A 22,319-nucleotide genomic window follows, 5' to 3' on the forward strand; every position below is an offset into this window, starting at 1 on the left:
ACATCATCTAACATAATATTCACGCTGCGGACATTCGTCCTTGATCTGGCATTCGCCAGACAACCCCTCCGTGGTTCATGAATACAGGAACGTTAGCAGAAATTAATGCAAAGGGGAACCCAAAAACATGAACACCATACTTGAACAGTTTGTGCCAAACTTTAAATTAACGAATGACCTAAAGTATGATATCCAGAAGTTTTTCACAATACATAATGACAAAGAAACATTGGAACATACATTGAAAGTCGCAGCTGAAGCAAGACGAATTGCTCAATTATATAATGCAGATCCATTGAAAGCGGAGCAAGTAGGACTTCTTCATGATATAAGTAATGTCATTCCAGTGAAAGAAATGTTACATGTTGCAGAAGTGCTTTCAATAGAAATCTTGCCGGAAGAGAGAACTTATGCCCGAATCGTACATCAAAAGCTATCAAAAGCAATGGCTATTGAAATATTTAAAATTGATGATCAAGAAATGTTAAGTGCAATAGAGTGTCATACAACTATGAAGCCACATTCCTCTTTATTGGATAAAGTCTTATTTATTTCTGATAAGATCTCATGGGAACTTCCAGGAGACCATCAATATTTGAAGGACATACGAACAAAAGTGGATGAACACAAAATAACAGAAGGAATACTAATCTATTTAAATAACATATGGGAACAAAGAGACAAATTGAAATTAGTCCATCCGTGGTTAATCAAAGCAAGAGAAGAACTTTTGAAGCAATTCTAAGATGACATTAACATCTGCTAACATCATATCCACGCTTCGGGCCTGACGGCCCTCGGTCCGCTTGAAGCGATCGGCAGGGAAGCAGAATCAGCGGACACATCCGCACCGACTAACCGTATCGCGGCCGCTCCCGTTGGTCGCTTAAGTCGGTGGGACGTCGTGGATACAGGAACGTTATGTGACAGAATCAAATGAAAAGAGAGCCGTTTGGCTCTCAATTAGAAGTTATATTTAATTCATTATGTAATTGAAGAGCATCCTTAAAACCTTGCAAGTAGATTTCACGTTCTAGGATTGTTTGAACTGAGAGGTCTGCATCATCGTAAAGAAATAGAGTTTTATGCATTTCCTGAGGTAGAAGTTCATGTAACTGTTTGAAGTAAAGATTTCGATCAGATGAGAATTGATTATAAATGGTGTTGTTCTTGAGAAGATCGCTATATAAGGCTTCAATTCGATTACGTATCAACGAATCAAGTAAGACTTCTAAAGAATGATGCATAAATGATCACACTCCGTTATATTTTATTTTGCGAACAAAAATTTAACTTGTTGAATATTATTTTATCATAACGAAAAATATATTCAAGACATATCAAATATATTTTTGATTAAGGAAATATATTTTCATATAATTAAAGAAAAATTCAATACGGATATGAAGGAGTACCCAATGATAAGTTATAAACCATTTCAAAAATTGTTGATTGACAGAGAAATTAAGAAACAAGATTTATTGAAAATGACGGGTATTTCATCGGCGACGATGGCAAAGCTCAATACAAACGAGTATGTATCGTTAGAAGTAATTGATAAATTATGTACAGCATTGGGATGCCAGCCTGGAGATTTATTGGAACATAAAGCAGATCCCGAATAAAGTTAAAGAAGAAAAGAAGATTTTGGTCAATCAGAGAAGCGATTCCGTCGTATAACATAATATTCAAGCAGCGGCTCCTTTGGAGCCTTGGTCTTACGAGAAGGATTTCAGGAAGCATTTCAGCAGACAACCCCTTCGGGGTCCATGAATACAGGAACGTTATGTGACATACCGGAAACCATTTATTTAAGAGGGTGAAGCCATGCAACAAATAGATCTAACCAAAACCCTTGAAGAACTTGAAGGAAAATATTGGGGCGAACCGAATTTTGCTTCTTCATTAGTGATCCAAGTACATCGATTAAGGAATAAACCTCTTTGTGAATTGAATAATGAAGATTTAAGACTTTTGATTGGGCAACAAATGAATCTAGATTTTCTTTTACCTCTAGCCTTAGAGCAATTAATACAGAACCCATTCGGATCAGGAGATTTATATATCGGAGATTTACTTTGTTCGATACTCAAAGTGGAGAAAGAATATTGGAAAGAACATAAAGAGTTGAAGAATGAATTGGATAAAGTGATTAGAATCTATGAAGAAGCGAGAAAGACATTAGAAGAGCACATAAGTAAATACAGAAGCGATCATTTGTAAGTAGATTCAAGAAGGCCGGTACACCACATAACATAATATTCACGCTGCGGGCATACGCCCTGGGTACGGCATTCGCCGGACTCCGACATACGTCGGGTCGTGAATACAGAAACGTTATCGGAAATCCCCTTAAATTAAGGAATGGTAAAAATAAAAATAATATACAAAGTATATTACGAGGATGAATTAAGGTTAGCAGATCTTGAAGAATTAGAAAGAGAATATAAGAACATTTACGGTGAATTCAATGTTAGGTTGGGAGATTATTACTATCTTCCATACCCTTCAGAGGAGACAATAGGTAAAAACCCTGAAATATTCTCAGAGGCACTTTTGATACATTTTGAACAGCTATACTTGGTGGCTAAGTCGTTTAAGAAGCAAATATCTGATTATGTTGCTATACATTATATTGAAAGCCCATGGGTCTGGTTAGAGTTTAGAAGGATCAATGATTATGTTTACATATCAGAGTTGTTTTATGAAGCGGGAGATCTTGGTGATTTCATTGTCTATAAAGATAATTACTTTATCAATTCAAATAGAGACAAAGAGAAAAATATCTGTATCACTGTAAATGAGTTCATTGATCAAGTAGAAAGCAAAATTGAATTGTTTATTCAAGATCTCATAAAAATAAACCCATTGCTATCTAAGAGTTCTTCAATAATATCATTTTTAAGCCGCACTGTAAGAGGGGATATCCGATAACAATATATTCACACGGCGGAGCCTAACAGCTCCTAGCTTCGCCTGAATAAATCGACAAGAAGTGGAGTCAGGCGAACACACCTACGAGGCAACTACGCAAGCGCAGCCGGGAACTTTGTTCCCTTAAGCCTCTCGGCGTCGTGAATACGAGAACGTTATCGGAAATTGCCAAAGTGCAAAATTTATTAGGAGCAAAACCTCAAATGAACAAAATTTTGATAATTGGTATAGTAGCAAGTGGTAAAACAACATTAGCCAAGAGATTATCAAAGAAATTAGGTATTCCATGGTTTGAACTTGACTGTATTGTTCATCATCAAATAGAAAATGAAAGATATAAACGAACACAGGAAGAACAAATTGCGGTAATTAACAATATTGACAGTAGGGGATCTTGGATATTCGAAGGAACAGATAGAGAATCATATCGATGCTTATTTGATATGGCTGATACAATAATTTTTCTTGATACACCATTATGGAAACGGAAGCTTAGAATTTTTATACGGTTTCTAAAACAAAAACTCGGTATTGAAAAGAGTCATTATAAACCAGATATAAAAATGTTAAAGATGATGTACAAATGGACAAGAGATTTTGAAAGAAGTCGTATTAGTTTCGAAGAGAGATTACAATTGTATAACAATAAACTTATTAGATTAACTGACAATAGAGATGACAACATCTGATAACCCGTGTTCACGCTGCAGGGGACAACCCCCCTTGGTCTGCCCGAAGAGTTAGGCGAAGAAGTGGATCAGGCAGACAACCCTGCGAGACTAAGTGCTTCGCACCCAGTCGCTACGCTCCCTTAAGTCTCTCGGGCTCGTGAACACAAGAATGTTAAGCGAAATACTGCAATGACTTATAAGGATCGTAAAAGACAGAGGTGAAATATGGAGCTTCACTCAAAGAAAGATAGGGAATTCAAACCAGATAAGTTGTCTATAGAGATGAAAATAGAGACCAGAAAAACATACAAGAATATTACAAGAGTAAAAGGTCGAATGGTTCCTATAGTTGATTGGAGACTCCTCTTATATATTAATGAGAATAAACTAGATGAAGATGAAGTATTTGTAGTAGAAGAATTTTTTAAATCCTTACTTAATCCAGGAATATATCCTTTATTTACATGCACCTGCGGAATATTTGGTTGTGGCGGTTACTATGTTGAAGTAATCCACGAGGCCGACAGAATAATTTGGTTAACTGAGCAATCCCCTTTCAATGATCAGACTATCGAAAGTTCAAATAAGTTTATCTTTCTATGGGCTCAGATTTTTGAATTTTCTAGAGAATTAATACAAAAATTCGAGCACCTTAAAAGCATAATGGATGCCAATGAATTAGAATTTAATTTTGATATTGAAAAATACTGTCGGATAATTACTGAAATTAGAGAAAGAAAGACAAATGGTAATAATTTTTAAGCGAAATCGAAGAAGTTGCAATACATCGCCTAACATAATATTCACGCTGCGGACATTCGTCCTTGGCCCGGCATACGTCGGGTCGTGAATACAGGAACGTTATGTTACATTAGGAAAAAAATCCATTTATAGATAAGGAGCTTACATGAAGAGAATAAAATTCTATTCAATAAATGATATTCTGTATGGAAGAAATTTATTGAAAAGCCGAACATTGATAGATGAATATTACAACGAAGAAGTAGATGATATTAATGATGTAATTGAACTTTATAATGCAAAAAAGTATTTCGATAATAAAGTATATCTTAGTGATTGGACACCTGATACTATAGCTGGTTTGGAAAAGAAAATTAATAAACTCTTTGGAATAGTCGCTAAGTTCTTTAAGACAATTAATGATGATAACTTATTAGAAATGTATAGTAGAGTCGAAAGAAATTATAGAGATGATTTTTGGGAACTTATAGATAAATTCAAGGTATATGAGAATATCACATCCGACTGTTTCAAGATATTCTTGAGTACAACTAGTGTATCTCTGGGAGAATTATTAAAGTCTAAGAACATCACGAATCACTATGGTGAAATAATTAAAGATAAAATGTTGTCTGATCCCTTATCATCAGTCCAAATGCTTTTGGATAAATATGAATTAAAACATCATAGAGAACCCCAAGCCATACATTTTCCGAAACAATTAAGTAGTCTGGATAAAGTATCAATTATTTCAAGCTATTTGGATAGTGAAGAACCTAATTTGAACTATGTACGGCTTATTGCTAACATACAGAGTAGTAAAGATAAACTTGAAATCTCACCCAAAGTCTTATTAAAAGCAAAGCGAAAAGCAGAAGAACTAGAAAAGCAATATTTCGTAGAGAACTCTGGAATGCCAATGGAGATAAGTGTGAGTTTTTCGAAAAGTCAGAATGAGGAAGTAAAGTTGATATACGAAGGTCAAACCATAGCTGCAACGTACAGCACGAAATGGATTGAAGAAAATAGGGATTTTCCAACTTTACTTAATAATTTTATATATCTTTTTGAATTTGTTGATTTACAAATGAGAAGTACAAATGTTAATAAGACAAGCGAGATGGGAGTGTTTGAACGCCATATTTTTATTTCATCTCAAAACGCATATATTGTTGGTTTTGTATTTGAGCGTAAGAACGTTTTGTCATTACTCCAAATGTCAGGTTATTATCATCAGCTCTTTAGTATTGGGATAAGATTAGAAGAAATCATTGAATGGTTTTTTGAAGATTATTTGCTTGCAGAGTTTGATGCACACAACTTTAAAGTGAAAATGCCCTCAGTAAATTCTCCTTTTTTTGAGAAATGCACTTATATTACACCTGCTTTAGAATCAGTTCTTAAGCAATTTATTTTATTTGTTGAAGATGGACATATAGACTTTGAGTTACTTGAAATTCGATCTGAACATCTTGTCTACAAAAATATTCCATCCTTGATATCAAAGAAATATGCCTATGGTTGTGGGGATGAATTTAATTATTTAATTTACTTGCTTTTTTCAGATCAGTGTGGACTAGGATACCTTGAAAGATCAACTGAGTCTTATAACAACTTTTTTGAGTTACTTACAAATGAAAGATTGAATAAAAATGAAATTCCGAGTTACAACTTGAAAGAAATTGAATGGCTCATACAGAAACAATATTTATCTATTGACGAAGATGAAATTATAACTTTTAAAGATTACCAACTAGCCTTACTTTTATATGATTTTTATATTAATGAAGTAGTGTGCTATTGGAAATGTTCAGAGTATAAGCGTAAGCTACTAGATGAGTTACAAGATAAGGGAATAATTGAATTTGAGAGCACTCTCTTTTCTAGACAGGAAACAGATTATATCAATTATACTCTTAATAAATCGCAATTTAATAATGGATTAGATTTACGGAACAAATATAGTCACATTCAACCGAATATAGAGAATGATAAGGAAATTCATAATCAGAATTATTTGATTTTATTGAGAATATTTATTTTAACTGTAATAAAAATAAATGATGACTTTTGTACGAAAAGGGATTTCAAACAATGATTAAGTAATTCAAAGATGGTCCAAACGTCACATAACATAATATTCAAGCGGCGGCTCCTGACGGACCCTTGGTCTGCTGGATGGATTTCAGAGAAGCGGGCTCAGCAGACACATCCGACTTCGTCGGACGTCGTGAATACAGGAACGTTATACGAAATCATCTCATAGAAAAGCATTTTACAAAAGGGAGATCAAAAATGAATTCTGAAAATTTTTCATGGACAGAAGTCTACTCGTCTTGGATATTTTGTTGAAAATTATAGCTATAAATCTATTAAATATCCGATCTTCAAACAAGTTCAAATACAATCACAATCGAATCCTAATCTTAACATTGGAACTGGAATAATAGATTGGTGGCCGACTAATGAAATTGAATATAGAACAAAAAAGTTAAATGATAGAGGCATCCTGGGGGCTGATTGGGATACGGTAGTAGGTTTTAACCGAACTGCTGAAATGTTATGGGAAAACAAAGAAAATAATGAAAAACAAGCTCTGATTTGGATTGCTGCTGGATTGAATGAAATATTAGCTCATCTCCCAGAAGAATGGAGAGGAAACTCGTATAGATTTATCTTCGAAACTAAATTGAATATTATGAAAGAATTTAAAGATAGAAATATGTGGTCATGGCACGCCTCGACCAAGAATTTCTTGCCTGTTAAAGTTAATAAATTCATGGAATTATATTCTGCCCCGATGGAGATATATAACTTAATAAATATCATAGCTATCGATAATACTTTTTCAAGAAATGCATGGACATTAGTGCATGTTTCTAGAGAAGAAGATGACTCCGTATAACATAATATTCTCGCTGAGGGAATACGCCCTTGGTCCGACATTCAGCCGGACACTAAGCATGGGCTGAGTCGTGAATACAGAAACGTTATATGACAGTGCGAAGATAGAATTTAAAGGAGGGAACTCGTGATGGCAAATAAAGAATACAAAGAGCTAGTAGAAGCTAAGTACGGTAAGTCCTTAAAAGAAGTAATGTATGAATTGTGTGTGGATAGAAGATTAGATAAATGGGATGGAGCTAAAATCTTAGACGTGCCTGAAAAGACATTTGTCGCTTGGAGAACCCAATTTCGTTTTGGTCCTGATCAGTTAAGATATGATCATGCTGTAAAGATGAGAATTGAAAGAATCAGTGAGTATAAAGAGCAATTGGAAAACATAAATCTACGAAGAAAATTTACATATAATAAAGATAAATCCTTAAAAGGATTTCGAGAGTTAATTGAAAGGAAAATGGAATTGGAGAAGCTAAGAAGAACTTTATTAGAAGAAGAGGACTCACTTAGTGATATGTCTGTTCTAATGAGAATTGGAATGCTTGAAGGTGTGCTAGACTATCTAGATGAGTATGAAAAGCATGAGGAGAATATAGAAGCTCGTTTTCTTAAAGAAGTAGAGATAATGGAGTTATTTCTAAACAGAGAAGTCTAATACAAGTAACTCAAGGCACCGACATATAACAGTACATTCACACTTCCGATAAGTCTCGGTCCGGCAGATGAGTTTCTAGGAAGTAGGTACAGCCGGACACACCCGGGCGTCGCGAATACAGGAACGTTACACGATAGAATCAAAAACAATAGAGAAGAAAGAGGATTATATGACCCTCTAAATGCTAGAGTTTTGCAATTCACTAAAGAGTTGTAGCGCGTCTTTAAAACCTTGTATGTAGATACTTCTTTCTAAGATGGATTGTAGAGAAATTTGAGCGTCTTCGTAAAGAAAAACGGTATGTTGAAGTTGATCGGGCAAAGCATCGCGGAGTGTTTTAAAGTATTGATCTGTCTCAGTAGAAAGCTGATTGTATTCCGTATGACATTTCAGAAGCTCCGTATAGAGTAACTCTAGACGTATTCTTACTAGCGGTTCTTTAGCGTTTCTAATGTATTAATCATATAATATCCCTCCTTCAATTAACTCTATAGAGTTATTATATAACCTTATAAAGGTAATTACAAGGTGAATATTTGACTTTATAGAGTTAAAACTTCGCTTTTCGTTGATGATTACTAATGTGGAAGATAAGATAGAGCTATGGAGGGGAAAAGATGAACGTAATCAAGTGTAATATACGAGAACTCATGGCAGAACATCGAATAGATGATATAACGGAATTGATGGTGAGATCAGGTCTAAGTCGTAACTCAATTAACAAGTTATATAGGGAGACGAATATAGAAACAACAAAATTAGAAACACTTTTCAAGTTGTGTGATACGTTTAATTGTAAATTGTCTGATTTGATTGAATATGTACCAGAAGAAAATAAATAGTGAGAGCCGCTTCGAGAAGAGATTCCGTCGTATAACATAATATTCAAGCAGCGGCTCCTTCGGAGCCTTGGTCTGCTAGGTGGATTTCGAAGAGGCATTTCAGCAGACAACCGCTTTGGGGTTCATGAATACAGGAACGTTATAGGAAATCAGCGCAAAACAAAAATATAAACATAGCTAAACCAAAGATGAAAGGAGAATACTGATGTATGAGAACTCTGAAAAAAAGATATGATTCTTTAGAAAGATCCAACTGTTTCATTGGTGGTAATGATGTGTGGCGTAGCGGGCTCGGGTAAAACTACTTTTACTCAGCAGTTAGAGAAAGATGGTTAAAAAATAACCAAATTCAATTTGAAAAAAGACTCAGGGCGTAGAATAAGCAACCCTGAGCCTTTGTTGCGTTCAATAAAATCGTAAGCCTTGGACGATAAATAAGCCCTAGATTGCCGCTGGTATAGTAGACTGTCGTTTTCCTATCCCAAAAGGCCATATTATTTAGTGCTATTGTCTTATAATAAGAATGTCTCGAGGCGGTCTTCCAGTGCTTTGAATTTGAGATATTTCCGTGTTAGTAAGATTGCGGCCTACCAAGATTAACGAAGATGTGACGTTGTTGAAATTGAAATTACCCAAGTTAGCCACATTTTGACTGCCACGGAACACCCGGAATGACCCCTGAAAGTTAATTCCCGAAAACAGTACAAGTGTTACTTGAGTGCTTTGCACAACATTTCTGAGTCGAAAGCTTGAAAGCGCATTGTCAAACCGAAACGCTCCAAGATCACGAACCGCAACCCCTCCACGTCTGAAGAGGATCCGACGACCAGAAAAATTGGTACCAGACCAAAGTGCAAGACGTACATCACTGTTTGCCAACTAAATCACTCCTTTTCTAAGGTTGATATAGTATATTGCGGTTTTTATGAATGGTATAGACAAATAGAGCAGGGTGATAATCTGATTTTACTAAAATAGGATAGGTGTCGGTCGTATGACAAAGAGCGCTAATTTAGTCGAAGGATTCAATGAATTTTTTATGGAAGTAGAAAAAAAGCATTACCAAAGGGCTTATGCCGGAGGAGGAGGAAACCTTAAAAAAAGTTAAAACAACGATATGGAAAAGGCATATTTTTACCCTCAAGAGAAGGTTGCTACCCTGTGGCGAAAGAAGGAGATTCGATAAGGAACAACAAGCTTCCAATAGTTTTTCGAAGAAGATGCTAACATCCTATAACAACGTATACACGCATTGTGGCTACCGCCCCTCGGTTGCCAGATGTATAATCATGGAAGAAGCTCAGACAACAAACGCCCCAGCCTAAGATAAGAGCCATCTAAGGCAGGGGCGTTTCGTGAATACAACAACGTTATGAGACATCATCGTGATATAAAACAGATTAAAACGGATCAAGGCAAGGAGATGCAGAATCGATGGATGACTTTACGAAGAATCGGATTATGAAGATCATGGACAAATATACTAAAAATGCAGTACCAGAACATGTGAAAAGCCAAATTAGAATCAGTTACAAGATCAGAGGAAATCATGTGACATTGATAGAAGAAAGACAAGGGTACAAAAGTGATCAATGGGTGCAGAAGCCTGTAGCACAGTTCAGATTAGAAGAAAAGGAATGGAAAATATATTGGCAAGACAGTAAAGGGAAATGGTATTTCATAGATGATATCGAACCGAATGAAGATTTTGAAACACAGTTAAAGATTGTAGACGAGGGTCATAACGGACTGTTTTGGGGTTAATTCGAAGAGGTCAATGACATCTCATAACATAATATTCACGCTGCGGCTCCGATGGAGCCTTGGTCTGCGGGAAGGAATTCAGAGAGGCATTTCAGCAGACAACCGCTTTGGGGTTCATGAATACAGGAACGTTAAGCGAAAGTACTGAAAATATTAGACGAAAACCAGAAAATGATTAGAGGGATAAGATGCCAATCAAACATGTAATCCTAGAACTCCACTGTCTGTACGGCATTGATGATGATAACGAGGATCATATCCATAATAAGAAGGTACCAGAGTTTTGTAAGAGAGGGTTTAATTCCCTGGATATTATTGTTTGGAGAATCAGTGTAAGCATTTAGCATATACGAAAGCACCCAATGAAATTGCTTACTCAGATAATGAGGGTGAATCATCTTTTGAAGAAGATGCATGGATTGGGTTTGGCGGAGAAATGAATCCGGATTCATTTGATGATAACGAAAACTATAAAAAATTAAAAGAAATATGGGAAGAGATTTGTATAAGAAAAATTAATGAATCATATGAAGAATACATGAAAAAAACAGAAGAATTGAGAAAGAAGTAATCCTGAAAGTTGATCAAGAAGTCAGCACCTCCAGATAACACCATATTCACGCATCGGGCATACGCCCTCGGTCCGGCAGAAGGAATTCGGGGAAGCAAGAGTAGCCGGACACACCCAGCATTTGCTGGGCGTCGTGAATACGTGAACGTTAGGCGAAATCAATTGAAAGTGAGAGATAATATCTTTGTTTAATCCTAGAGAACAAGCGCTAATTATATGGCTAATTATATTTATTTTGTACGCTTTATCGATGAAAAGTACACGTTCTTCTATTCCGCAAATATTAAAATCAATGATTCACTTACTGAGACATCCTATTTTTATAATCACCAATGTCTATATTATTACTGTATTTGTTGCTATGTATCATTTCGAAATTCTTGAAAGAGGAGTTACTAAGGATTATGTAGTCTAGATTTTCCTTACTTTATATCCTTTGATAACTAAGATTTCTACAAAGTATATGGAACTAAGTATGGTAGGGGTATTTAAAGAAGTTTTTAAGTTAAGCAAATTCCGATTTTTATTATTAACGAATACACTTTTCCTTTATGGATTGAGCTAATTCTTGCCCCACTTCTTTTCGTAATTGGAGGTATGTTAGTTGTTACAAAAGTTGACGAAAAATATTATCAACTTAAAAAACTTTTGAACTTTTTAATGCTCTTGATTAGTTTGATTATTATTATTGCAGCTATTATCGGGCTAACAAAGAATTATGAAGATACTTATAAAATTGATTTCTGGCAGAAGATGTTTTCGATGTAATAGGTATCTTACTACACCTTCCTTTACTTTTTGTCCTTCGTTATATGTGTTTTTACGAACAGATTCTCGTCAGAACAAATATCAAGAAAAAATACCAAAAATTATTAGCCTTAATTTTAATTTTTAGGAAGTATAGATTTAATATAAACGCTCTAAAAAAGATGGTGAAAGATTATAAGTTAAGAAATATAAAATCAAAAGAAGAATTAAAATTATATCTTGAAGCAGAATCAATGGAGAATTAACGTCGCCTAATATAATATTCACGCTGCGAGCATACGCTCTTGGCCCGGCAGTCGCCGGACGTCCGACATACGTCGGGTCGTGAATACAGGAACGTTATCAGAAATTACTTTTGAATTAATTGGAGGTTAGTTTATGGAAGTGATAAATTACTTAATTGAGAATGGCTCATACCTTAGTAATGTAATTATCGCAATCTCTTTCATTGCAGGAGTTATTACATGACGGATTGTAATATGAAGTGCGACACCTACTGGAAATAAATATACCAAAGAGCCCATGGCCGGATTCGTGTAGAATGAAGGTTCCTACACCACATTCACACAAGGAGAATCCACCATGAGCTACACACATCTTAGCATAATCGAGCGAAGCAAGCTAGAAATCCTCCACCAGCAGGGGAAAAGTACCAGAGCGATTGCCAAGGAACTTGGCAGACATCATGCCACCATTGGCCGTGAACTCCGCCGAAATGCAGCAGAACACCCGTACTGCGCGGAGAACTCGCAAGAGGGCTATGTCCAGCGCCGTAAGGCGTCAGTTTCCGGAGGTAAGTGGAATCTAGAACTGGCGAGTCGCATCGAAGAAAAGCTTCAGGCGACCTGGTCTCCGGAGCAAACCGTAGAGCGATTGCGTCAGGAGGGTCAAGCGATGGTATGTTTTAAAACGATCTATCGCTGGCTGTATACAGGCCGTTTGGTAAAAGGCGTGCTTACGGTTTTACGGCACAAAGGTAAACGGCAGAGACCTGCAGAGACACGCGGCAAGTTCGCTGTGGGTAAGGCCATCTCTCAGCGTCCGAAAGTGGTTCGTTCCCGGGAGACCTTCGGCCATTGGGAGCTCGATACAGTCGTCTCAGGCCGTGGGAAAAGCAAGGGCTGCTTGGCCACGTTTATCGAACGCAAAACCCGCTTGTACACCGCCATTCGGATGCCAGACCGTACCGCGTTGTCCATGGAGATTGCCTTTGGTGTAGCGGCCTCACAGTATCCTACCCATGCATTTCAAACCGCTACCGCAGACCGTGGCAAGGAGTTTGCCTGTTACGCCAGCTTGGAAGCTACTCATGGCGTACAGGTGTATTTCGCAGATCCGTATTCCTCCTGGCAACGCGGCTCGAATGAGAATGCCAACGGCCTCTTGCGAGAGTTTTTCCCCAAGGGGACCGATTTCGCGCAAATCACGGATGAAGCTCTGGAAAACGCTCTGCACTTGATCAACCAAAGACCACGTAAATGTCTGGACTGGAGGACCGCTCACGAATCCTTTTCAGAGGAACTGTCGCACTTGGCTTGACAATCCGTCACATCAATAATTGCACTGTTTTCAAATGGGTCGAAAGAAGAAAAACTCTTCAAAACTTCCGGCATTTTTTTGGTTTTTATACTTTCATTAATGGCAAATAATACTTGGGTGAGTGCAGTATCAATTTTTATTATCGCTACAATAATTACAAAGCTGGAGTTCTTGGAAAATCTTGCAGCTTTAGCATGGGGAAGAGATAAATTTTGGGATTTTAGAGTAGGACATGCTAATCCGAAGGAAAAGGATGAGAAATTGAAACGGGAAGAGAAAGAATTGAAGGCAGGCAGTCCAAGTTTGAGCAAACCCCAAAATTATAAGAATATCATTCTTCAATTCGAGTTGAATGTTTATAATGCTCTTGTAGAAACATCCTTATTTTTGGATCTAAAACCAGAAGTTTCACTTACAAATATAAAAGAATCACTAATAATTGATTTGTTGGGTAGAACTTTTGATAAAGATATTATTTTTGAGTTAAAGGCATCTAGTAATCGTGACGTTATTAACAATGGCATTAGGCAACTGCATAACTATGTGCATGCCTACAAAAGTAGCCAATTTAATAGTTTGCTACTAAATAGAGATGTAAAAGGCGTTCTTGTTATAAAGTCTGGAATGAAACCCTTACCAATTGTTTATGAAAATATGTTTATTCTTGAATATAATGAGGAACAAAAAGTATTCTCAAATCTAGATGAATTCAAGGAGTTTATAAAATAATTAGATGGAGAATCCTGGATGACAAGTAACTTCTGATAACAATATTTTCAGGCATTGGAGCCTTTCGGCTCCTTGGTCCGCGAGATGCGATTCGGCAGAGAAGCTGAATCAGCGGACACATCCGTACCGACTAACCGCATCGCTTCCGGCTCCTGACTGAGCCTTAAGTCGGTGAGACGTCGTGAATACGGGAACGTTAGATGAAATTCTCGATTAAAACATAAAATAAGGTGAATGAATGAAGCAAATAAAAACTACTCAAATGCCTCCATACTTTAAGATGCTCAATTGTAATACCTTGAATGTTCTAGAAAAATTTCTAATTGACGATAATTCAATTATGTTTTTGGATGTATATCACGAAGAAGATGTTGATACATTTTTGACCAACAACAATCTAACTAAGTTGAATCATGTTATACAAGTTATTAATTATTCGAATAGAATTTGCTTTTTTCCAGATATCAAATCAGCGAAGGAATTAAGAAAAGAGTTTATGAACCAAGATTGGGGATTTTGTTGTATTGTTTTCGATAATAAATTAAAACCTCTTCTTTATATCAGAGGAATAGAGGAAGAAGGGGTACATGGAGTTAGAATTAAAGAGTTGGAGACTGATGTTTACAACAAATATTTAATGAATTATCAAGAATAATTGGCAATCCTGACGTAGTCGAGAACCTCACATAACATCATATCCATGCATCGGGACTGACGACCCTCGGTCCGCGAGAGATGATTGGCAGAGAAGTAGATTCAGCGGACAAATCCGCACCGACTAACCTACAGGAACGTTTAGATGAAATCGCCAAAATTAGAAACAAAGATCTTGAATCTAAAGGTGAATAATAAAATGATTGAAAAAGAACAAATTCTAGATAGATTATTAATAGCCTTCCCCTCTTACAAGAGGAGATATGAAAAGTACATCAAAGAGAATTATGAAATTGGAGAAGAGAGATTACTCTATGTAGATATATGTGACTTCATCGAACATGTTATTGAATGTTATCAGAGCAAAAAGACGGATGAATTTGATGAATTATTTGAAGTCATCGAACAACTCCATATAAATGGGGATTTATATGTCAAAGAGTTTGCCACAATCGGTATTTTAGAAACATTTCAGAACCAATTACCTGACAAGAATATAGAATACAGTGAATTTGAAAGGTTATTAAAACCAGAATCAAAACGATGGTGGAACCATTTAAATGATTTTTGGAATGGAGAGACTCCATACGTTGGAGGATCTATTCAAGAGCAACCATAATTTTTCAAGTTAATCAAGAAGCAAGCAACATCATCTAACATAATATTCAGGGCGTATGTAGGGTCGTCAATACTAGAACGTTATAAGAAATCGGGGAAACATAATTTAAGTTATTATTAATAACCAAAGCTCATAAAGGGATAGGTGACAAGACATTAAATTACTTTTTATCTGTAGTCGTAATAAATGGCGTAGTTTAACTGCTGAGAAGATTTTTGATAGATACAATGACTATGAAGTAAGATCGGCAGGAACGGAAGAAGGAGCAAGAATTAAGGTAACTAAAGGACACATTGGATGGTCGGACTTAATTTTTGTAATGGAGAAGAAGCATACGAGAAGACTTAAAGATAAATTTCCAATCAGTCTAAAGAATAAACGATTAATCTGTCTTGATATCCCAGACGATTATCAATATATGGATGAAGAATTAATAGAAATATTGAAATCAAGAGTATCAGAACATATTGAAGTGCCCGAATAACTAAGTTCGAAATATTAGCAAGACATGAATAGAGGAAGAAGATATAACTGAAACAGAAGGACTTATGTTAGTAAAATTAAGAAATCCCTGACATCTCATAACATCGTATCTACGCTGCGGGCCATTTGGCCCTTGGTCTGCGGTAGAAAATTCGGGGAAGTGGAATCAAGTAGACAGAGGCTAAGTGGCTACGCCACCCGGTAGTAAGCTGCCTTAAGCCTCTCGGGTTAGTAGATACAATAACGTTAAGCGTAACTTCTGAATGCATATTTAAGAGCAATTTAAAAGCTAAGAACAGTTAAAGACCTGATTAGATCGACGAGGCAGATTCAGGACCGAAGCATGCCTGGCGAGAGCAAGGAAGGCGAAGCGAAATCAAGCACGATCCGAATCCTTCATAAGTTTTAAGCCTGCTAAATGTTAAAGTGAATTCAATAATTTATTATGGAGGGAATAGATGAAAATCAAGGACAAGTCTAAAGAAAATAATGAAATGAGAATTTCAAAAGATTCAAAGATATTTTTAGAACTAAGAGAAATCGTTAACAGATTTGATCCTGTAAATTTAGTTGAAAGTGGTGCTCCAGATGATGAACATGATCGTTTAACTACGGAAATATTAATGTTGTTGTTTCAAGAGTCGAAGGATGAGATTCGGGATCTTTTGATCAATTGTGAGATATGGTACGGATACGACCCAAATGATATTAAAGAAGAATACAGAGAAAGATTTAACAGAAAGATTGATCGAACGCATAAAGAAATTTTAAATTGGTATGCCATGAATAAGAGGTAAGAAATTAGTTGCTAAATCAGTATAGGATCAAAGAAGTCAACTTAGGAAGACAGAAGCAATGCTTAACAAAATATTCACGCTACGGGCATACGCTCTTGGCCCGGAATTCGCAGGACACCCAGCATGGGCTGGGTCGTGAATACAGGAACGTTAAGCGAAATTCCAATGAGGGTGCATGTATACTACATGCTATAATACAATTATCAGAATGACTAGGAGGGCTGAGTATGAAATGGCAAGAGGTCCAACAGATTTACCCGAATCAATTTGTGAAGTTTGAAGTTCTTCATTCTGAAGAAACGGAGAATCAAGAAGTTATTGATGACGTCGCTGTGATCGGTCCAGTAAGCGATGAAGAGGCAACTCGTGAATTATTAAATAGCCGGGAAAAAACCTTGGTTTATCATACTTCTAAAGATCAAGTTATCGTTAAGATTCGGAAGAATGTGGGTCTAAGGAGAAATTTATAAATGAAAATTGAATATAGAGAGATGAAGTAGATGATATTGGAATTCAAGTCGGACTAGAGGATGAGATCGTGACAAGCTACGGAATTGGAGGTAAGGAACACGCCTTTAGCAAGCAGGTCGAGGGAATACAGTTAGGGGATTATGTAATAAGAGATATACCGATAGATTTTACTACATTTAAATACCACAATATCAACGGATTATTAGGATTAGACATATTGGTAGAAGGTAAATTCAATGTAGATCTAGACAACTTTAGACTTCATCGTTCGTTTGTAAACCTATAAGGTTTATATAGATTATTTATAGGACAAAAGGAACATCACTTAACATAATATTCACGCTGCGGACATTCGCCGGGCACCCAGCATACGCTGGATCGTGAATACAGGAACGTTAGCCGAAAGAAGTTCTTAGTTCAGGGAGGAGTCTAAATGATATTAGAAAAAGTTATAAATAGAATTGTAATACAAAGTGAATATAAGGATTTTGTTGATAAGTATATAGATAATATACTTACCGAATTTAAAGGTAAGATTCATAGCATTTATATGTGTGGCTCGATTCCAAAAGGAACCGCTAAACCTTTTTGTCAGATGCAGACTTTACTATTGTATGTGTAAATCCCAAAGATATTGATTACGAAAGATTGTCAAATATTAAAGACAGGCTTTTGGAAGAATATCCAGTAGTAACTAAGATTGATACGATAATTTGCTCGATTGACGATGTATTAAGTAAACCAAATGAGTGGGGTTTTTGGGTTAAGATAATATGTGTTTGCATATATGGTCATGACGTTGGTGAAAAAGTACCACCGATCATTATTTCTCCAGAGTTCATTTTAGACTTAAATACAGAGACCAAGAAGGAAGTAGATCGTATACATCGTTTACTTTCTAATGCTAGTGATAATACAATGAAAACTAGATATATTAAAGGTTATTCTAAGAGATTAATTCGTGCATTATACTCTTTGGTTTTAGAAGATACAGGTGTATGGCAAGATGACATTATTAAGATGAAGAATGCCATATTAAACTATTGTGAGATTGATTCCGCTTTAGTTGATTATCTGTATGCTTGTTACTTGGATAGTAATGTACTTGTTGAAGAGTTTCTGGGAATTGCAGATGAAGTATATAGCCATTTTGAGAACGCCTTAAATGCAATGGTTGTTTCCAGAAAATCCTTCGGCTAACACTATATTGACGCTTTGGGTCACTCTGAGAAGCGAGTGACCACATCCAGCCCCCTAAGCCCGTCGGGACGTCACTGCATTAGGTGTTCGGCAAGCCTCACAACTATAAACAGCGACTCTAAGAGGCCAGGATGTCGTCAATACAAAACGTTATATGAAAGATCGGTAGACCTTTAAAAAGAGAAGAATTAGAAAAGGGGATAATAAAAATGGATGAAATTTACTTTTTAAGACATTACCTCTCGTCTCTCAAGTATCGATGTTCAAAAGCAATTCTAAATGCTCCGAGTAATTACCCGAATTATGAGCTCGGTAACGGTGTAAGAACTCCAATTGAAATTTTGGCACACATGTCTGATGTCATAAGATATGCCCAATCCGTTTTTGATAACCAAGTACAACTTAAGAAAGAATCAGGAAACTGGAATGACGAAGTACAGACATTTTTTAATGAGCTGCATAACTTAGACAATTTAATGAAATCAAATGGAATACCAAACAAAGATAGAATTATCGAAAAACTGATTCAAGGACCATTATCAGATGCAATGACACATGTTGGTCAATTGTCAATGATAAGAAGAATGGCTGGAGATTCAATACCTGGAGAGAATTTCTTTATTGCTGAAGTAAAGGTTGAATAGTTATTGATAGTAGTTCAAGCAGACCGATCCTTCAGATAACAAAATATTCACGCTTCGGGTCCTTCGGCCCTCGGTTCGCCCGATGAGGCAAAGCTGAAAGTGGATTCAGGCGAACACACCCCCAACACCCAACCGCGTTGCGGCTCGTCACTTCGTTCCTTTAAGGTGGTGGGGCGTCGTGAGTGAATACGGGAACGTTATAGGACATCAGCGTAAGAGCATCAAACACACGAAAATCTGTTCAACCTAAAACAAATTTAAATACAGTGGAGAAGATATTAAAAGTCTGTTAAGAAAAGGGAGGAAGCTAGGGTGCTTTATGATCTACAAGGTGAAGCAAATATGTCACCAATTGCTGGGATGTTATTTTCCGTAGTAAAGGAAAATAATCAACGTTTAAAACTTATCACTGAGGGAATGTCTCAAGAAGAAGTTGATTATAAAGGTCCTAACGGCAACTATAATAGTACTGCTCAGTTGATTAGACATCTGTCGTATGTAGACCTTAACTGGGTTTACAGGCTAAAGAGAGAACCTCTACCTGATATTTTGAAAGAGCAATATGGTCCTATGATAGATGAGAATAATAAACTTCCGATGATTAAGGGGATGTCTTTAAATACTCTAATGTCAGATTACCAAGATGTAATAAGATTGTTAGAAGATACATGCACACAATTAACAGATTCCAATCTTGATCAAGTGGTTAATTTTGGCCATCAAAATGAAAAGCAAGCGACGATTCGTTGGGGGCTATGGCATATAGCTGATCATTGTCGTTATCATCAAGCGCATATAAATAAACTTAGAAAGTGGTATAACGAATAAATGGATTACTGTAAGTATCTCGAGAACGAAGCTGACATCCTATAATAATATATTAATGCTGCGGGCATTCGCCCTTGGTCCGGTATACACCAAACATCTAGTATATGCTGGTTCGTGAACACATGAACGTTATATGATATCCAGGCAAGTCATTAAAGGAGTGATTAATTGATGTCAAAGGTACACGACAATGTGATTTTGGCATATGAAGTTGATCTACAACATGACCAAATCATATTACATACAACCTATGAAGGTGGCAGTACAAGGGAAGAGACCAATATTGTATTTAAAGATGTATTGAATCATAGGTTCGAACACCAATTAAAGGGTAGTATTATCTTAGACATTGTTGAATCCGATATTAGTCATTTTATTAAAGATAATCTAAAAATTTTAGAAGAGAGCAAAAATTATGGTTGGCCAATCCGTTATAGCTCAATATTTGAATTAGAAAAAAAGATAACTGATGAAAGGTATAAATACATCGAAATCATGTCTTCTTATGGGTTAAGTGGATGGGTGTTAGCGAAGAGTTACGAAGTTAACATTAAAGATAATATGTAAGGAGACCATTTATGAAAGGTAAGATTTTCTTATTATTTTTTATTACGATAGTGTGTTCATCTTGTCAAAATGTTAGTCAATCGACTACCTTGAACAACGAAACTAAATCAATCATGAATTCTGAACTTCCTTCTGATGTAGTGAGTACAGGTAATGGAACAGAATCGAAAGAAATAACTGAAGGCCGATCAACTCCTTCTAACAATGAAGTGCTATCCATGAGCCTTGGAAACTATGATTTGAAAGGAGAATTTTATGATGAAATGCTCCGAAATCCTATAGATCATGATTACGAAGTGGAATTGAATGAACTTCAAAATTCTAATGAGTCTACAACATTGGGATGGGGGGCGTTGGAAAGCAAGTACATAGAGGTTTGGGATAAAGAGTTGAACCAAATATATAATAAGCTTCTTTCTAAGTTGGATAGAGAATCAAGAGAAGCACTAATTGAATCGCAGAAAGAATGGTTACAGTATCACTTAAGAGAAACCACATTTGTAGAGAAGACATTTATTAATAATGGTTACCTTGGATCACAAGGATCAGTAAGTCTAGCCACAGCTATAATGGAGAGAATAAGGGAAAGAACAATGCAATTATTTGAATATCGATATTTGCTAGATGGTGAAGTTGAGTTTTTATACCAAAGTAAAAAATAGAATTGGAATCTTGATCAAAGTTTTTTAGGTGATGCTTTGAAGACAGTAACGGCGGACAACCATGTATTCACGCTGCGGGGCTAGCGCCCCTTGGCTGCCAGATGTATAATCATGGAAGAACACTCAGTCAACATACGACCCAGTCTAAGATAAGAGCTATCTAAGGCTGGGTCGTTTCGTGAATACAGGAACGTTATATGAAATTGACGCAAGTAAAATAATGTAGGGGGAATGTTGCATGGCAGTTTTCAAAGTTATACCAGATCGAACCAATGTATACGGGTCTATTTCAGCCGAGTTTGATCCTATATTAATAATCAATTCCGGAGATACAGTTCAATATTCATGTTTAGATGCTGGTTGGGGTACTCCCTCAGATGAGGGGAAGAGAATAAAGCCCTATGAGAAACGAAAAGAAATAGATTGGGGGCATGCACTACTTGGACCTATACAAATAATAGAAGCAAAAAAAGGGATGACACTTGAAGTGAAAATAAATGAAGTTATCCCTGGTCCTTATGGATTTACATCTGCTGGTCAATATCCGAACTGGCAGAATCAGAGACTCGGTTTAACCGATGAAAAGGAAATTAATCTCCAATGGGAATTGAACAATAAGAGTATGATCGGAAGCACAGAAATAAATGGGCAAACATTTTCTGTGGGGTTGAAACCTTTTATGGGAATATATGCAATGCCTCCAGAAGAGAAGGGGATACACATAACATGGCCTCCTAGATTTTGTGGTGGGAATATTGACTGCAAGGAATTAACAAAAGGAAGTGTTCTATATCTCCCAATTCCAGTAGATGGTGCATATTTTTTTGTCGGAGATGGCCATGCTGCGCAAGGTGACGGGGAAATTAGTTGTCAAGCGATCGAATGCGCAATGGAATCCGTAGAACTAACTTTTAAAGTCAATAAAGACATGAAACTTGATTTGCCGATCGCTAATACTCCTAGTGGGTGGATTAGTTTTGGATTTCATGAAGATTTGAATGAGGCTACTGTTCAAGCTATGGATGGGATGTTAAACCTAATGGGTAATCTTTATGATATAAATAAGGTAGAAGCTATTGCATTAGGAAGTGCGGTAGTTGATTTAAGAATTACTCAGGTAGTTAATGGAGTCAAAGGGGTTCATGCTGTGATTCCTCATGGTGCTTTAAGATGAATAGTAAATATTTATTATAACCAGAGAAGGCGTCAACATCATATAACAATGAATTCTTTCTGCGTCGCTATTAAGTCTGACGATCTGTTCCTTTCGGTCACTTAA

At 36.4% G+C, this 22,319-nt stretch carries 27 protein-coding genes and 2 pseudogenes; 25 read left to right on the forward strand and 4 right to left on the reverse strand.

The window, feature by feature from the left end; all coding sequences use genetic code 11:
* Positions 1-127: 127 nt before the first annotated feature.
* Positions 128-745, forward strand: coding sequence for a bis(5'-nucleosyl)-tetraphosphatase (symmetrical) YqeK (gene yqeK, locus MKX74_RS11345; protein ID WP_341178418.1), 618 nt, complete (start codon positions 128-130; stop codon positions 743-745).
* A gap of 23 nt (positions 746-768) precedes the next feature.
* Here the strand turns inward: yqeK and MKX74_RS11350 are convergent, their stop codons facing one another.
* Both MKX74_RS11350 and MKX74_RS11355 read right to left on the reverse strand, forming a co-directional pair.
* Positions 769-963, reverse strand: a complete 195-nt coding sequence (locus MKX74_RS11350) for a hypothetical protein (protein WP_341178419.1) — start codon at positions 961-963, stop codon at positions 769-771.
* Positions 960-1,247, reverse strand: a complete 288-nt coding sequence (locus tag MKX74_RS11355) for a hypothetical protein (protein ID WP_028589154.1) — start codon at positions 1,245-1,247, stop codon at positions 960-962. Before MKX74_RS11355 ends, MKX74_RS11350 begins: the two co-directional genes overlap by 4 nt.
* 171 nt (positions 1,248-1,418) lie before the next feature.
* Here MKX74_RS11355 and MKX74_RS11360 point away from each other — a divergent pair, with 171 nt between their 5' ends.
* From MKX74_RS11360 to MKX74_RS11395, 8 genes are all read left to right on the forward strand, one after another.
* Positions 1,419-1,625, forward strand: a complete 207-nt coding sequence (locus MKX74_RS11360) for a helix-turn-helix domain-containing protein (protein WP_028589153.1) — start codon at positions 1,419-1,421, stop codon at positions 1,623-1,625.
* A 202-nt stretch (positions 1,626-1,827) separates the two neighbouring features.
* On the forward strand, positions 1,828-2,223 hold the full coding sequence (locus MKX74_RS11365; protein WP_341178420.1) for a contact-dependent growth inhibition system immunity protein: 396 nt from the start codon (positions 1,828-1,830) through the stop codon (positions 2,221-2,223).
* Between the two features lie 141 nt (positions 2,224-2,364).
* Positions 2,365-2,934 carry a hypothetical protein gene (locus MKX74_RS11370; protein ID WP_341178421.1) on the forward strand — a complete coding sequence of 190 codons (570 nt, stop codon included), beginning with the start codon at positions 2,365-2,367 and terminating at the stop codon, positions 2,932-2,934.
* A 203-nt stretch (positions 2,935-3,137) separates the two neighbouring features.
* Positions 3,138-3,623, forward strand: coding sequence for a EutP/PduV family microcompartment system protein (locus MKX74_RS11375; protein ID WP_341178422.1), 486 nt, complete (start codon positions 3,138-3,140; stop codon positions 3,621-3,623).
* A gap of 207 nt (positions 3,624-3,830) precedes the next feature.
* Positions 3,831-4,367, forward strand: a complete 537-nt coding sequence (locus MKX74_RS11380; RefSeq protein ID WP_341178423.1) for a hypothetical protein — start codon at positions 3,831-3,833, stop codon at positions 4,365-4,367.
* A gap of 145 nt (positions 4,368-4,512) precedes the next feature.
* Positions 4,513-6,444 carry a hypothetical protein gene (locus MKX74_RS11385; protein WP_341178424.1) on the forward strand — a complete coding sequence of 644 codons (1,932 nt, stop codon included), beginning with the start codon at positions 4,513-4,515 and terminating at the stop codon, positions 6,442-6,444.
* Between the two features lie 459 nt (positions 6,445-6,903).
* Positions 6,904-7,251, forward strand: a complete 348-nt coding sequence (locus MKX74_RS11390) for a hypothetical protein (protein ID WP_341178425.1) — start codon at positions 6,904-6,906, stop codon at positions 7,249-7,251.
* 129 nt (positions 7,252-7,380) lie between these two features.
* Complete coding sequence (locus tag MKX74_RS11395; protein ID WP_341178426.1) at positions 7,381-7,902, forward strand: hypothetical protein; 522 nt, start codon at positions 7,381-7,383, stop codon at positions 7,900-7,902.
* A 177-nt stretch (positions 7,903-8,079) separates the two neighbouring features.
* Here the strand turns inward: MKX74_RS11395 and MKX74_RS11400 are convergent.
* Positions 8,080-8,366 (reverse strand): annotated as a pseudogene (locus MKX74_RS11400) (hypothetical protein).
* Between the two features lie 153 nt (positions 8,367-8,519).
* On the opposite strand from MKX74_RS11400, the gene MKX74_RS11405 reads away from it, so the two are divergent.
* On the forward strand, positions 8,520-8,744 hold the full coding sequence (locus MKX74_RS11405) for a helix-turn-helix domain-containing protein (protein ID WP_018883096.1): 225 nt from the start codon (positions 8,520-8,522) through the stop codon (positions 8,742-8,744).
* Between the two features lie 504 nt (positions 8,745-9,248).
* Here MKX74_RS11405 and MKX74_RS11410 read toward each other — a convergent pair.
* Complete coding sequence (locus MKX74_RS11410; protein ID WP_071784161.1) at positions 9,249-9,623, reverse strand: hypothetical protein; 375 nt, start codon at positions 9,621-9,623, stop codon at positions 9,249-9,251.
* A gap of 555 nt (positions 9,624-10,178) precedes the next feature.
* Here MKX74_RS11410 and MKX74_RS11415 point away from each other — a divergent pair.
* The 15 genes and pseudogenes from MKX74_RS11415 (at position 10,179) to MKX74_RS11485 (ending at position 22,214) form a co-directional block, all read left to right on the forward strand.
* Positions 10,179-10,508 (forward strand): DUF3024 domain-containing protein, encoded by a 330-nt coding sequence (locus MKX74_RS11415; protein WP_341178427.1) that lies wholly within the window; start codon positions 10,179-10,181, stop codon positions 10,506-10,508.
* 319 nt (positions 10,509-10,827) lie between these two features.
* Positions 10,828-11,079 carry a hypothetical protein gene (locus MKX74_RS11420; protein ID WP_341178428.1) on the forward strand — a complete coding sequence of 84 codons (252 nt, stop codon included), beginning with the start codon at positions 10,828-10,830 and terminating at the stop codon, positions 11,077-11,079.
* Between the two features lie 1,350 nt (positions 11,080-12,429).
* Positions 12,430-13,386, forward strand: a complete 957-nt coding sequence (locus MKX74_RS11425) for an IS30 family transposase (RefSeq protein ID WP_028591466.1) — start codon at positions 12,430-12,432, stop codon at positions 13,384-13,386.
* 78 nt (positions 13,387-13,464) lie between these two features.
* Positions 13,465-14,115: a hypothetical protein gene (locus MKX74_RS11430; protein WP_341178429.1), complete on the forward strand. Its 651-nt coding sequence runs from the start codon at positions 13,465-13,467 to the stop codon at positions 14,113-14,115.
* Between the two features lie 238 nt (positions 14,116-14,353).
* Positions 14,354-14,770, forward strand: coding sequence for a hypothetical protein (locus tag MKX74_RS11435; RefSeq protein WP_341178430.1), 417 nt, complete (start codon positions 14,354-14,356; stop codon positions 14,768-14,770).
* 198 nt (positions 14,771-14,968) lie between these two features.
* Positions 14,969-15,388 carry a DUF7674 family protein gene (locus MKX74_RS11440; RefSeq protein ID WP_341178431.1) on the forward strand — a complete coding sequence of 140 codons (420 nt, stop codon included), beginning with the start codon at positions 14,969-14,971 and terminating at the stop codon, positions 15,386-15,388.
* A 154-nt stretch (positions 15,389-15,542) separates the two neighbouring features.
* Positions 15,543-15,872 (forward strand): low molecular weight protein tyrosine phosphatase family protein, encoded by a 330-nt coding sequence (locus tag MKX74_RS11445; protein WP_341180563.1) that lies wholly within the window; start codon positions 15,543-15,545, stop codon positions 15,870-15,872.
* A gap of 457 nt (positions 15,873-16,329) precedes the next feature.
* Positions 16,330-16,668: a hypothetical protein gene (locus MKX74_RS11450; RefSeq protein ID WP_341178432.1), complete on the forward strand. Its 339-nt coding sequence runs from the start codon at positions 16,330-16,332 to the stop codon at positions 16,666-16,668.
* A 227-nt stretch (positions 16,669-16,895) separates the two neighbouring features.
* A complete protein-coding gene (locus MKX74_RS11455; protein WP_341178433.1) occupies positions 16,896-17,138 on the forward strand; it encodes a hypothetical protein in 243 nt (80 codons plus the stop codon).
* Positions 17,139-17,572: 434 nt separating this feature from the next.
* Positions 17,573-18,339 (forward strand): annotated as a pseudogene (locus MKX74_RS11460) (nucleotidyltransferase domain-containing protein).
* Positions 18,340-18,548: 209 nt separating this feature from the next.
* A complete protein-coding gene (locus MKX74_RS11465; protein ID WP_044788082.1) occupies positions 18,549-18,983 on the forward strand; it encodes a hypothetical protein in 435 nt (144 codons plus the stop codon).
* A gap of 312 nt (positions 18,984-19,295) precedes the next feature.
* Positions 19,296-19,811, forward strand: coding sequence for a DinB family protein (locus MKX74_RS11470; RefSeq protein ID WP_341178434.1), 516 nt, complete (start codon positions 19,296-19,298; stop codon positions 19,809-19,811).
* 171 nt (positions 19,812-19,982) lie between these two features.
* Positions 19,983-20,378 (forward strand): hypothetical protein, encoded by a 396-nt coding sequence (locus tag MKX74_RS11475; protein WP_341178435.1) that lies wholly within the window; start codon positions 19,983-19,985, stop codon positions 20,376-20,378.
* Between the two features lie 11 nt (positions 20,379-20,389).
* Positions 20,390-21,040, forward strand: a complete 651-nt coding sequence (locus tag MKX74_RS11480) for a lysozyme inhibitor LprI family protein (RefSeq protein ID WP_341178436.1) — start codon at positions 20,390-20,392, stop codon at positions 21,038-21,040.
* Positions 21,041-21,278: 238 nt separating this feature from the next.
* Positions 21,279-22,214, forward strand: a complete 936-nt coding sequence (locus tag MKX74_RS11485; RefSeq protein ID WP_341178437.1) for an acetamidase/formamidase family protein — start codon at positions 21,279-21,281, stop codon at positions 22,212-22,214.
* The last annotated feature ends 105 nt before the right edge of the window (positions 22,215-22,319 follow it).

This window comes from Paenibacillus sp. FSL K6-1230 (assembly GCF_038002385.1).
Lineage (GTDB): Bacteria > Bacillota > Bacilli > Paenibacillales > Paenibacillaceae > Paenibacillus > Paenibacillus massiliensis.